Origin of the sequence: Paraflavitalea speifideaquila, assembly GCF_032395985.1 — a bacterium.
Taxonomy (GTDB): Bacteria; Bacteroidota; Bacteroidia; order Chitinophagales; family Chitinophagaceae; genus Paraflavitalea; species Paraflavitalea speifideaquila.
The window spans coordinates 4,761,485-4,774,667 of the sequence record NZ_CP135920.1; the positions used below are offsets into that span (position 1 = coordinate 4,761,485).

11 protein-coding genes and 3 pseudogenes are annotated in these 13,183 nt (G+C 46.7%); 6 read left to right on the forward strand and 8 right to left on the reverse strand.

The genetic code is table 11. The annotated features are described in order from the left end of the window. Positions 1-4: 4 nt before the first annotated feature. Positions 5-379: a hypothetical protein gene (locus tag RS881_RS32805; RefSeq protein ID WP_315814609.1), complete on the forward strand. Its 375-nt coding sequence runs from the start codon at positions 5-7 to the stop codon at positions 377-379. 10 nt (positions 380-389) lie between these two features. Here the strand turns inward: RS881_RS32805 and RS881_RS32810 are convergent, their stop codons facing one another. The 5 genes and pseudogenes from RS881_RS32810 to RS881_RS60260 form a co-directional block, all read right to left on the reverse strand. After that, complete coding sequence (locus RS881_RS32810) at positions 390-686, reverse strand: M15 family metallopeptidase (protein ID WP_315814610.1); 297 nt, start codon at positions 684-686, stop codon at positions 390-392. Next, the gene (locus RS881_RS32815; protein ID WP_315814611.1) at positions 638-1,159 is read right to left on the reverse strand and encodes a hypothetical protein; all 522 of its coding nucleotides are present in this window, start codon (positions 1,157-1,159) and stop codon (positions 638-640) included. Before RS881_RS32815 ends, RS881_RS32810 begins: the two co-directional genes overlap by 49 nt. A gap of 89 nt (positions 1,160-1,248) precedes the next feature. Further along, a pseudogene (locus tag RS881_RS32820) lies at positions 1,249-2,146 on the reverse strand (SDR family oxidoreductase). A 66-nt stretch (positions 2,147-2,212) separates the two neighbouring features. Further along, on the reverse strand, positions 2,213-3,808 hold the full coding sequence (locus RS881_RS32825) for a prolyl oligopeptidase family serine peptidase (RefSeq protein WP_315814612.1): 1,596 nt from the start codon (positions 3,806-3,808) through the stop codon (positions 2,213-2,215). Beyond that, positions 3,784-4,363 (reverse strand): annotated as a pseudogene (locus RS881_RS60260) (prolyl oligopeptidase family serine peptidase); the annotation flags it as partial. The gene RS881_RS32825 and the pseudogene RS881_RS60260, both read right to left, overlap by 25 nt. A 230-nt stretch (positions 4,364-4,593) precedes the next feature. Here RS881_RS60260 and pfkA point away from each other — a divergent pair. The 3 genes and pseudogenes from pfkA to RS881_RS32855 all read left to right on the forward strand — a co-directional run bounded on the left by pfkA (position 4,594) and on the right by RS881_RS32855 (position 7,989). Then, a pseudogene (gene pfkA, locus RS881_RS32845) lies at positions 4,594-5,519 on the forward strand (6-phosphofructokinase). Between the two features lie 142 nt (positions 5,520-5,661). Then, positions 5,662-7,080: a pyruvate kinase gene (pyk, locus tag RS881_RS32850; protein WP_315814613.1), complete on the forward strand. Its 1,419-nt coding sequence runs from the start codon at positions 5,662-5,664 to the stop codon at positions 7,078-7,080. 270 nt (positions 7,081-7,350) lie between these two features. Then, entirely contained in the window at positions 7,351-7,989 is a 639-nt protein-coding gene (locus tag RS881_RS32855; RefSeq protein ID WP_315814614.1) for a DUF6624 domain-containing protein, read from the forward strand. Between the two features lie 54 nt (positions 7,990-8,043). Here RS881_RS32855 and RS881_RS32860 read toward each other — a convergent pair whose 3' ends face one another. From RS881_RS32860 to RS881_RS32870, 3 genes are all read right to left on the reverse strand, one after another. Beyond that, a complete protein-coding gene (locus RS881_RS32860; protein ID WP_315814615.1) occupies positions 8,044-8,772 on the reverse strand; it encodes a copper homeostasis protein CutC in 729 nt (242 codons plus the stop codon). 141 nt (positions 8,773-8,913) lie between these two features. Next, a complete protein-coding gene (locus RS881_RS32865; protein ID WP_315814616.1) occupies positions 8,914-9,939 on the reverse strand; it encodes a glycosylasparaginase in 1,026 nt (341 codons plus the stop codon). A gap of 85 nt (positions 9,940-10,024) precedes the next feature. Then, positions 10,025-10,492, reverse strand: coding sequence for a nuclear transport factor 2 family protein (locus RS881_RS32870; RefSeq protein WP_315814617.1), 468 nt, complete (start codon positions 10,490-10,492; stop codon positions 10,025-10,027). Positions 10,493-10,684: 192 nt separating this feature from the next. Here RS881_RS32870 and RS881_RS32875 point away from each other — a divergent pair, with 192 nt between their 5' ends. Beyond that, positions 10,685-12,451 carry a CocE/NonD family hydrolase gene (locus RS881_RS32875; protein WP_315814618.1) on the forward strand — a complete coding sequence of 589 codons (1,767 nt, stop codon included), beginning with the start codon at positions 10,685-10,687 and terminating at the stop codon, positions 12,449-12,451. 288 nt (positions 12,452-12,739) lie between these two features. Next, positions 12,740-13,147 (forward strand): glycoside hydrolase family 20 zincin-like fold domain-containing protein, encoded by a 408-nt coding sequence (locus RS881_RS32880; protein WP_315814619.1) that lies wholly within the window; start codon positions 12,740-12,742, stop codon positions 13,145-13,147. Positions 13,148-13,183: the final 36 nt, after the last annotated feature.

The window sequence follows — 13,183 nt, forward strand, 5'->3', positions numbered from 1 at the left end:
TCACATGATGAAAATATCTACCCTGATCATCGTCTGCTGCCTGATTGTACTACTGGCCTGTAAAAAGGATAAAGAACAGGGAACAAAAGAACATGAAACAGTTTATGGCACTGTACTCTTTAAAGGTGGTGATTCTACCGCTATCCTGATCAATAAGCCGGATTATCTGAAATCGGATTTTCTTTGCTCTCCTACAATAGGCATGTTATCTTCCTATTATCCCAGTTGTGGCTCGGGTGTGATCATTACCAATTTGCCTGGCAACTTAAGAACACCAGGTACAAAGCTCAAATTCTCTATTTGGAAGATCGTATCAGAACCCGCCATTGCGCATCATCCACGCATCATTGAAGTAAATAATGCTCAGGAAGGCTGGTAAGCAGGGGGCGTTAATTGACCAGTAACTCGGGCCGGTATTCAAAGTGCATGGTATCGTAATGGTACCATTTGCCTCCCCATATAAAGCCATGTTTCTCAAAAATGGCCACTATTTCCCAGGGTATCTTATTGATATAGTTGGGGATCTTTACGCTTTCGTCGGTAGTCTTATTGTCCCACTGCCAGTAATTGGAAAAACTGGTATTGATGTCGATCGTAATTCCAAAGCTATGGGTACTTAAGCGGTTGGTACCTTTTATCACCCTCCAGGTAAAAGTACCAGCCACCTGTTGCACATAGGGCAGCAAGGCCGGGGGCAGCTTTTCCAGTTCATCGGAAATGGCCCGCATCTTTTATCTACCCCATTGATACGGGATACCCGCAAGGTTTGATTGGCTGATGCAGGAAGCCAGGTGATAGTAACAAGGTTTTCTTTTACTGCTGCAGGTGTAGCGCCATACATCACCTTAAAAAGAATCATTCCTGATCCTTCCGGGATCATCCAGCTCAGCCGGTCTGGGTGTTTTCCTTTCATATATACCGCCCGCAACTGATCTTCTATATCAGGTGCAGCATATTGCTGGGCCAGGGTTTTGAATTTCCCATCATCAAACAATAAGCGCACGCCATTCTTAAATACAACATAGTTATTCTGAATTCCGACAATACAATCAGGATAGGCTTTTATTAGTTGTTGGGCATACCGCTTTGTAGCCAGGCTATCCTGAGCAGTGGAAGGTATTGTAATAAGGAAAGCTATGTATAAAAAGCAGATCTTCATATTGACGGGTGTTGGCTGGTTGACAAGGTAATGAGGCCTTATCAACTTTTCAACCTGTGAAGCTTTTAACCTGTAAATTTTCCAACCTTTCAGCGGATCCCAAACATCCTCCTCATCCCTGCCTCAAAAGACATTGGTTCATAACCCAGCTCTCTCCTCGCCTTCCCGATGGCAAACCCTGTTTTTGGTGGCCGCTTGCCAGGTTGCTTAAAGGTAGACGCATCTACTTTTTCAATACGGCTTTTATCCAGGTTGAACAGATTGGCAGTTTGCAGGGCTATATCGTAGGGGGTAAGCAGGTCCTTACCGGAGATATGAAAAATGCCGGTGGCTTTTTCTCAATGATAAGCAGGATGCCCAGGGCCAGGTCTTCCACGTAGGTAGGCGTGCGCCATTGATCGGCCACTACTTTAATGGTTTTACCTTCTTCGAGGCTATCTTTTACCCAGGTAATAATGTTGCTGCGCGTGCCTTGTAAAGTATTTCCATATACCAGGCAGGTGCGCACAATGGCCCAGGGAATGGTGCTGGTTTCTGTAATGGCTTCGGCCTGCATTTTGGTAAACCCATAATAGCTGATGGGTTTCAGGTCATCCTCTTCCTTATAATCGCCCTGCTCACCATCAAATACAAAGTCTGTGGAAATGTAGATAAAATGCTTGCAATATATTTCGGCATCCACCAATACCTGGGAAGTGCCGGTAACATTTACCCGTTCGCATTTTTCGGAATGTAACTCACATTCATCCACCTGTGTAATGGCCGCCGCATGTACCACCACATCCGGCTGAAAACTGCTCAACACAGTTTGTACATCAATAGCATCTGTAATATCCAGGGGATGGTAAACATACTGTTGTCCCCACCCTTCCAGGTGCAAGCGGGCATCTCCTTTGCCGGTGGCAATAACCTCATATCCTTTTGTAGCAACAAGCTGCATAAATGTTGTCCTAATAAACCATTTGCTCCGGTGATGAGTACCTTCATGAAGCAAATATAAAAGAAGTGAGTGGTCCCGAAAACTTTCGGGACTACCCGCTACCCGGCTATTCATTAGAATCCTTTCTTACCTTCGCCGCCATTACCATGCTTAAACTTTGGCATATACCCCATATTGGTGAATATAAAGCAATAGATATCTGCAATGGTTTCAATATTCTTGGCCGTATTGCTGGCGCCATGGCCCGAATTGGTATCAATACGGATCATGACGGGATTGGCACCTTTGTGTTGCTCCTGCAAGGTGGCCGCATATTTAAAGGAATGGGCAGGCACTACCCGGTCATCATGATCGGCTGTAGTAATGAGCGTGGCGGGATAGGTCACACCAGCTTTCAGGTTGTGTAAAGGGGAATATGCGTAGAGGTTTTTGAAGTCGGCTGTACTGTCGCTGCTGCCATATTCGGCAATCCAGTTCCAGCCAATGGTGAACTTATGAAAGCGCAACATATCCATTACACCAACCTGCGGAATAGCCACCTTAAACAAGTCGGGACGTTGATTCATAACAGCACCTACCAATAGCCCTCCATTGGAACCGCCACGGATGGCAAGCCGTTGGTTGGAAGTATATTTATGCTGAATGAGGTATTCGCCAGCGGCAATGAAGTCATCAAACACATTCTGCTTTTTGAAGCGCATACCGGCCTCATGCCAGGCTTCGCCATATTCGGCGCCGCCACGCAAATTGGCCAGGGCATATACCCCGCCCTGTTCCAGCCAGGGGATCAGGGAAGCGCTAAACCCGGGCAGGGAGCTGACATTAAAACCTCCATAGGCATACAACATGGTAGGATTGCTGCCATCTAATTTGAGCCCTTTCCGGTATACGATGAACATGGGTATTTTAGTACCGTCTTTGCTGGGATAGAATACCTGTTTGGTTTCGTAATCATTCGGATTGAAGGAAAGCTCTGGTTGCCTGAATACAGTACTAATGCCCGTAGCAATTTCATATTTATAGATAGTTGGTGGAAATGTGAATGAGTTGAAGGTGTAGAATACAAACTTGTCGTCCTTATACCCACCGAATCCGCCAGCGGTGCCTAAGCCGGGCAATTTGATCTCTTTGAGGAGTTTGCCGGCATAATCGTATTCATATACGCGGGTAGTTACATCTTTCAGGTAACGCAGGTACAGGTGGCCACCTGCGGTACCTGCATTCTGCAAAGGCGCTGGTTTTTCTGCTACAATCTCTTTCCAGTTTTCGCGGGCGGGATGGGCCGGATCAAAAAGCAGGATGCGGTTATTTTTGGCGCCATCATTGGTAAAGAGCAATATTTTATTACCCTCATTGTCAATGGGGCTGTACCGGAATTGGCCCACATCGGCTACAATGGGCTTGAAAGTCTTATCTCCGCTTTTATTGTCCCGGTAATACAAGGCATTCCCCTGCAAACCTTTACCCCGGTCGTTAATGTACAAGTAGGCAAACCGTTCGTCTTCACTAACATAAACGCCATGAAAACGCTGTGGATTGGCTTTGTCCTCATACACCAGTTCGTCCTGCTCCTGTGAAGAGCCTGCCGTATGGAACCAAACCTGGTGGTTTTCATTTTTGGACGAGAGTTCCTTCCCTTTTCGGGGGCCGGATAACGGCTGTAATAAAAACCTTTCCCTTGCCAGGAAGCGCCAGATACCTTTACCCACAAAATAGAATCGGCCAGGTCTTTGCCCGTAAGCATATCGCGTACATAATAGGTATGCCAATCGGAGCCTCCTTTGAGATACCCCATACGGCATATTTGCCATCTTTCGACAGGTCAAAATTGGTTAGCTGTGTGGTGCCTTCTGCTGATAACTTATTGGGGTCCATAACCAGTTCGGGAGTACCCTCCAGGCCCTTCTGGCGATACAATACCGCCTGGTTTTGCAGGCCATCATTCTTATAGAAGTAGAAATAACCTCCATTGCGGTCGGGGAGGAATATCGTGGGTAATTAATAACCTCTTCGATCCGCTTTTTCATCTGCCCACGGTAAGGTATCTTATTGAGGTAATCAAAAGTCACCTTATTCTGTGCTTCCACCCAGTTTTTGGTTTCCGCACTGTTATCATCTTCCAACCAGCGGTAGGGATCGGCTACCTTTGTTCCCTGGTAATCATCTACATGGTCTATTTTTTTAGTTGCCGGATAAGTAGTTTGCCCAAAAGTAGTAGCACACGCTGCAAAAGTCATAGCTGAAATAATATATTTTTTAACCATACCTGGCGATTTGTTAGGACAAGATTACTGATTTTCAGACATCAATGGCTGCCGTTCGTGTATCAAACTAAAACCTTATTTTTGGGCCGCATTTTAAAAAAAGAGAGGCTGATTATCAATATTTCTTGCATTAATTTGGAGATTTTCTTAAAAAATAACTAACTGAACCAATTCATGGCAAAAAGGTGACAAAAATCGGTGTTCTGACCTCTGGCGGCGATGCGCCAGGGATGAATGCCGCTGTTCGTGCCGTTGTAAGAACGGGTATTTATTATGGACTGGAAGTATTCGGCATCATGCGTGGTTATACTGGTATGGTGGAAAATGACATAATTCCCATGCATTCCCGTAGTGTAGCCAATATTATTCAGCGGGGAGGTACGATCCTGAAAACTGCCCGTTGTAAAGAATTTCTCCAAAAGAGGGCCGCCAGAAGGCCTATAACAACCTGAAAGACCTGGGCATTGACGGCCTGGTGATCATTGGTGGTGATGGTTCCTTCCGTGGAGCCGATGTATTCAGCCGCGAATTTGATATTCCCTGTATCGGTATTCCCGGTACGATTGATAAAGATATTGCCGGAACGGATTTCACCATTGGCTTTGATACGGCGGTAAATACTGCTGTAGAGTCCATTGACAAGATCCGGGATACGGCCGATGCCCATGACCGCCTTTTCATTATTGAGGTGATGGGACGCGATGCCGGCTATATTGCCCTCCATAGCGGTATAGCCACAGGAGCCGAACATATTCTCATTCCCGAGCGTAAAACTGATATGGAGGAGCTGATCCACTCACTCCAGGAAAAAGAGCGCCGTAAAAAGCTGGTTAATATGGTGGTAGTGGCAGAAGGCGATGAATTTGGCGGTGGTGAGCAGGTATCGGCATTGATCAAAGAAAAACTGCCCAATATTGATACCCGCCTGTGTATCCTGGGACATATCCAACGAGGTGGCTCTCCTACCTGTTTGGACCGTTTGATTGCCAGCCGCATGGGTTATTCGGCCGTGGAATGCCTGCTCGAAGGCCGTCACAATGTAATGGTAGGCATACTGAATAACCGGATGCAATATACCTTATTGGAAAAAGCCGTTAAATCCAAGCAGAAGATCAGTGATGAATGGATGAAGATTGTCAAGATCCTGGCTAGCTAAATCGAAACAGTACCGGCAAATCGGCCACCGGCAGTCGTGAACCGGCAATGGATCGACGTCATTGCCTGCAGCTTGCAGCTTACATACTATGGCTCATCGCTTTTGAAAATATGAATTTGTAAATCAAGTAATCCCAACAAACATGGCAAGAGACCTTTCGAAATACCTGCATAATGAAATGGATAAGGAAGCGGGTATTGAACATATTACGCACCGCACCAAGATCGTAGCTACTGTAGGGCCCGCCTGTGATACCTATGAAAAATTACTGGAACTGGTGAAAGCGGGGGTGAATATTTTCCGTTTGAACTTTTCCCATGGCACCCATGAAAACAAGGCACAGATCATTTCCTATATCAAGGAAATGAATACCAAAGAGCCTTATAATATTGCCATCCTGGCCGACCTGCAAGGCCCTAAATTACGCGTAGGAGAAATTGAAAATGGCGCCCTGCCCATTGAACCAGGCGATATTCTCACCTTTACCTCTAAAGAAAAGGTAGTTGGTAATAAAGAAAGGATTTATGTATCCTACCCCAACCTGCATGAGGATGTGGAAGTAGGCAATAAAATATTGATCGATGATGGCAAGCTGGAAGTAGTGGTGACAGAGATCACCAAGTCGGGCGATGTGAAAGTACGGGTAACTTATGGCGGCACCCTGCTGCCAAAGAAAGGGGTAAACCTACCCGATACCAATATATCCCTGCCTGCCATGACAGAGAAAGATATTGCAGACCTGGACTTCATCATTGATCAGGAAGTAGAATGGGTAGCGCTCTCTTTTGTACGCAAAGCAGAAGACATTGTGGACCTGAAGCGCAGGCTGGCCGAAAGGAACAGCAAAAGCAAGGTTATTGCCAAAATAGAAATGCCATCGGCCCTGGTTGACCTTCGCAATATCGTTGTAGAGTCTGACGGTGTGATGGTAGCCCGTGGTGACCTCGGCGTAGAGCTGCCGGTAGAAAAAGTACCGATGGCGCAACGTGATATCATCCGCAAATGTATTCACCGCGCTAAGCCGGTAATCGTAGCCACGCAGATGATGGAAAGTATGATTGACCGTGTAAAACCCAACCGCAGTGAGATCACCGATGTGGCCAATGCGGTACTGGAAGGCGCCGACGCCGTGATGCTGAGTGGAGAAACTGCCACTGGTAAACACCCGGCCCTGGTAGTAGAAACCATGCGTAAGATCATCCTGGAAGTAGAAAAAACAGAATATCGTTATAACCGGGAAGAAGACCTGAAACCTCAGCCCCACTCTCCTTCTTTCCTGAGTGATGCGGTATGTTACAATGCCTGTAAACTGGCCAATGATACTACTGCCGATGCGCTGATAGGTATGACGCAAAGTGGTTATACCGCTTTTGTGTTAAGTAGCTACCGGCCCCAATCATTGTTATACGTTTTCACCAAAGAAAAGACGCTGGTAAATCAGTTGAGCTTAAGCTGGGGCGTACGTGCTTTTTCTATGATGAAGAGGAAAGCCTGGATGATATCATTTTTGATCAGATCAATATCCTCAAGGAGCGTGGCTTCATCAAGCCAGGCAATGTAGTGGTAAATACCGGTAGTGTTCCTGTACACCTGCACCTGCCCACCAACGTATTGAAGATCACAAAAGTGGAGTAATACGCTACTGAATTATTGAAATTGAAAATACGAATGAGGTGTTCGCCCAGGGCGAACACCTTTTTATGTGCAATCGGCAAAAAAGCCAATCGTCGCATATTAGGCAACTACCCTGCCCCTGGGGAAGGGCAGCCGGGAATTGCCCAGGGTTCAGTAAAAGGCAACATAAACTTATTAACATTTAGTTGCTGTACATTTGGGTATAGCATACTATGAACATAGCAAGGTTTTTGCCACCGCCGATAACCAGGAGCGGGTAGCCATCCTGGAAGGTTTCCTATTGCATATTTATTCGCCCGTACCGGAAATAACCGTCCTACAACAAGCCATTGAATGGCTCCCGGATTTTGAAGCCCATCATTCCATGGAAGAAATAGCCGAAGGGCAGGGTATACTGGAAAATATGTTCAACCGATATGGATTTCCGGGTTTTGATGTAGCAGGCAAAGAAGGATCATTTAACTTTTGGCTGATGGCGCAGCATTGTGATAAATGGCCTGCATTCCAGGACAAGGTATTGACCAGTATGAAAAAGCAGGTAGACAAGGGCAATGCCAATCCGCAAAACTATGCCTACCTCACCGATCGGGTACGGATGAATACGGGACGGAAACAATTGTATGGCACGCAGGTAACTTATAATACAGACAGTTGTCAGGCCTACCCCAGGCCAACAGAAGACAGCTTACAGCTCAATGAACGCCGAAAAATGATGGGCATGGAAAGTATTGAGAAATACCTGAATGCAGTAAGTGAAGGTCATTTTGAAATGAACAGGGCCGGTTATGAGAAAAGAGGTATTACCAAAGCAAAATTATACGCCATAAAACAATAGTACTGGTCGCAACACCTGCCGTGTATGAACAGGCGGCCTATTCAGTGGCCGCCTTTATTTTTGTGCATTGGCCAACAGTTGCCGCAGTTCTTCTTCATTGGCAATGACCACCTGGCCGCTATCCAGGATAGCGGGATTTTGATAGGTCACAGCATCGGGAACATTGACCCTGGCCGATGTATGGTATTCGGTAGCACCCGTTTCCCGGATGAGTTTTTCGATATTGGCCGCCCGGATGCCAGCACCTGGCATAATGGTAATACGGCCATTGGCTTGTTGTACCAGTTGAGCCAGGATACCGGTGGCATCAGGAGCTCCACTTTTACCCCCACTGGTCAATATTCTTTCACAGCCGCATTCAATCACTTCTTCCAATGCTTTGAATAGATCGGGTGTACGGTCAAATACCCGGTGGCAAGTAACGCCCATAGGATAGGCCCACTCCACGATGCGCTTCAACCGTTCTGTATCGATGGTGCCGTTCTGCAACTGCACTCCTGTAGAAATACCCTCACATGCCAGTTCTTTGCAAAGCAGGATATCCTTTTTCATGATGGCCCACTCCTCTTCATCATACCAGAAGTTACCTGCCCGCGGACGAATAATGGGATACAATTCAATATTGATTCGCTCACGTGTACGTTGTATGGTACCATGGGAAGGGGTGGTACCGCCTTCTACGGGATTCTCACAAAGTTCTACCCTGGCAGCACCTACGTTTTGTGCAACAAGGGCGGATTGGATATTGAAAGCACATACTTCTAAAACAATATTTTCTGACATAGCTATTTTCAATTGGACATTGATCGTTGAGGATTGAAAGTTGTGCATTGAACATGGATCATGAGGGATTGAACATGGAGCAAATATCATACCCGGAAATGTTCAATGCCCCATTTTCAATAAACAATGTTCCATGAGCTATTAATAAATGCTCTTCCCTTTATAGATGGTTTCTTCCTTCCCGCTCTTTACTGCATAGGTAAATCCAGGCTGGAGGGCATAGGCGCCAAATTCACCTTTTTTATTGATGGCCAGGAAACCTACCTGTATCTTCTTTGCCTTTTCCGGGCTGCGGCTGATGATGCGTTCCACCGCTTTTTTGCAGGCAGCTTCGGGCTTATGGCCCTGGCGCATCAGTTCCACTACCAGGTGTGACCCCACGATGCGGATCACTTCTTCGCCCACACCGGTGGAGGTGGCTGCACCAATTTCATTGTCTACATACAGGCCGGCCCCAATGATGGGCGAATCCCCTACCCTGCCATGCAGTTTATAAGCCATACCGCTGGTAGTGCAGGCGCCGCTTAAATGGCCATTGGTATCCATGGCCAGCAGGCCAATGGTATCATGGTTGTTAATACCGCCAGGCATGGGATCCTTCTCTTTATTATAGCGTTTGTTCTCAATATTCATCACGGGCTCATATTTAGAGGATTTGAGCCATTCCTTCCAGGCTTTCTCTGATGCGGGCGTGAGCAGGTTCTCTTTTTTAAACCCATTGGCCAGGGCAAACTGCAAAGCGCCATCCCCTACCAATACCACATGGGGTGTTTTTTCCATCACCAACCGGGCAACTGAGATAGGGTGCATAATATGTTCCAGGCACATTACTGAACCGCAATTATACTGTTCATCCATGATACAAGCATCCAGGGTTACGCGCCCATCACGGTCAGGCAATCCGCCATAACCTACTGATTGGTTGCTTTCATCGGCTTCCGGCACTTTTACACCTGCTTCTACTGCATCCAGGGCACGGCCACCAGCAGCCAGTATTTTCCAGGCTTCGGCATTGGCAGCCTTGCCAAAATCCCAGGTAGAGATAACAATGGGGTTTCCTTTGATAACAGGATAGCTGGTTTCGGTAATAGCCAGTAAAGAGTTGGCTGATAATACAGCGGCCGAACCTGTAATTGTTGCGCGTAAGAATTTTCTTCTGGTTGACATAGTTAATGGTAGATCTCTCTTGAATGAACGGGTTATATACGCCCTAAGGCGCTCGTTTTAAGGTTGTAAACATAAGGCTTTCAACCTATTTGGCGTTCATAAACTTTTTAAGGTTTGCCCTGGCGGTCTTGCGCACTTTATTGATCACAAACCCGCTCCATCCCAGCAATAGGCCCTTGAATCCCAGGGCCTGCCGGCTCCATTTCCACAAGTCAAAATCGTCCATATGTTCAATAATAAGGCCTTCATGAAACTTAAAATGGGCCTTGATATGGTTGGTAACCTGGCGACCAGTAGCAGAAAAGGTATAGGTAGCTATCCATTCGCAACTGCCATATTCACTGCCGGCCTCCACTTTCTGGTAAACCAGGGAAAACCCTTTTGCATTCTTGCACAACATGGTCCACATGGCTGCTACTTCTGTTGCATTCAGGTTCTCAAATACAGGATCATAAAAAGTAACCTCCTCATGATAACAAGTGATCATGCCGGGGGCATCCAGCTGGCTAAAGGCGGTATAGAATTTTTCGATGAGTTGTTGGTGTGGGTGCATAAATGGCAACTATGGGTTGAGCAACATTTGTTACATTAGACTTTAAAATTAATGGTTACATGAGAAAACTACACCTTTTCCTAAGCAATTGCCTTATTATTTTTTACTTGCCAGGCCCAACTGAGCCCACAAGTTGCTCAAGATTCGGCCTGGGTACGGGATAATTATACCAAGAAGGAATTGTATATTCCTATGCGCGATGGAGTGAAACTGTTCACCTCCGTATTTCTTCCCAAGGATGCCACGGAGAAACATCCTATCCTGCTGATGCGCACGCCTTATTCCTGTGCACCTTATGGAGAAAACAATTTCCGCTCCAACTTATGGGTCAGTCATTTGCGGCACTATGCGCGGGAGAATTACATCCTTGTTACGCAGGATGTACGTGGCCGCTGGATGAGTGAAGGGGCATTTGTTGATGTGCGGCCTTTCAATCCCGACAAAAAAACCAACCAGGATATTGATGAGGCCAGTGATACGTATGATGCCATCGATTGGATGGTAAAGAACCTGCCCAATACGAATGGCAATGTAGGTGTGATGGGTATCTCCTATCCCGGTTTCTACTCCACCATGGCCGCCCTGAGTGGTCACCCAGCCCTGAAAGCAGTAAGCCCCCAGGCGCCGGTTACCGATTGGTTCATGGGTGACGACTTTCACCACAATGGTGCTTTTATGCTCATGGATGCCTTTAGTTTTTATGCCGGCGGCTTTGGTTACCCCCGTCCTGCGCCCACCACAGTAGGACCCAAAGAGGCTTTACAGTTACCGGAAAATGATAATTATGAAACGTATTTGCGTGTTGGCGCCTTAAAGAACTTTATGAGGTTAACGGGCGACAGTATCAAGTTTTGGAAAGACCTCTATGCACACCCCAACCACGATGATTGGTGGAAAGCACGTAATCCCCGCAACTTTGTAGGCAATATTAAACCCGCCATGATCACCGTGGGCGGTTTGTTTGATGCCGAAGATTGCTTTGGCGCCTGGCGCTTGTATGAAGCCATCGAGAAAAAGAATGCTCCGTCAGCTTTTAATAAATTAGTGATGGGCCCCTGGTTTCATGGACAGTGGTCATGGCTGGATGGTACCAAACTGGGGCATGTGCAATTTGGCTCCAACACCTCTCATTATTACCAAAACAATATAGAACTGCCCTTCTTCAATTACTTCCTCAAGGGTAAGGGTGATATTTCCAAATTGGCCGAAGCCACCATCTTTTTCAGTGGGGCCAATCAATGGAAACAATATGCACAATGGCCACCCGCCAATAAGGCAGATCAGGCACTGTACCTGCAACCCAATGGTAAACTGGGTTGGGACAAGCCCACCGGCAAAAACAGTTTCAGTGAATACATCAGTGATCCCGCCAGGCCGGTGCCCTATACAGAGGATGTACATTTCAACCGTACCCGTGAATATATGACGGATGACCAGCGGTTTGCTTCACGCAGAACGGATGTATTGACCTTCCAAACAGACATCCTGTCCGAAGATCTTATGCTGGGAGGCACGCTGGTAGCCGACCTGCTGACCAGTATTTCGGGTACGGATGCCGATTTTGTAGTGAAGCTGATCGATGTTTTTCCGGATGATTTTACCTATCCTGGTACGGCACGTGATGCCGGCGCTGCTTACCCCATGGGTGGATACCAGATGCTGGTAAGGGGTGAAGTAATGCGGGGACGTTTCCGCAACAGTTTTGAAACGCCGGAAGCATTCAAGCCCAACAAAACAGAAAGGGTAAAGTTTGAGCTGCCCGATGTAGCACATACATTCAAAAAGGGGCATCGCCTCATGATCCAGGTACAAAGCAGTTGGTTTCCGCTGGTAGACCGCAACCCGCAGAAGTTTGTGAATATTTATGAGGCTGATGACAGCGATTTTCAAAAGGCTATCATCCGCATTTTCCATGATGCGGCCAATAGCAGCAATATCATTTTACCGGTGCTGAAATAGGGTTGAATTAATTGGTCATACCTGTTAAAGGTGGGCCACCCTGCCGCGCTGCTTTGCCGGGCTGCAGGGTGACTCACCTTTCGTATGCAGGAGTTTGCCGAAGAAAGCCTTTGGAAGGCAAGTCACCCTGTCATTTTACACCTGCCGCTAGCATGGCCAACGCCAGCGGCAGGTGTTTTTATTTGCGCTCAACCGATTGCACAATAATTATAGGTTCTTATTGCATATTACCCCCTCAGATTGGTTACATTTGGAAACCTAACATCACCTTTTTACAAAATGAACACTATGCGAAAGCTCCTGTCACTTGCCATGTTTCTCAGTAGTTCGGCCCTGTACAGTCAGGTAAACATTATTCCACAGCCTGTAGAGGTCAAAATGCCCAAACTGGCTGGTCAGTTTACCATTACCAGGAATACTGCCATCGTATTGGATGGTTCGGGCCTTGAAAATTCGGCCAATTTCTTAAATGAGTACCTGCAACAGGTATATGGGTTCAGCCTGAAAATAACCACTAAAAATGCGCCTGGGGCCATCCACCTCAACTATGAGAAAATGGAAAATCCGATACCAGGGGCCTACGTGATGCAGGTGAAGAAAGACCAGGTTTATATAGCTGGCGATAATGAAGCCGGTACGTTTTATGGCGTGCAAACATTGTTGCAGCTATTACCGGTTGAAAAAAGGCTGCCTTAAAGATCCCTTTTGTCAATATCAGGGACTACCCACGTT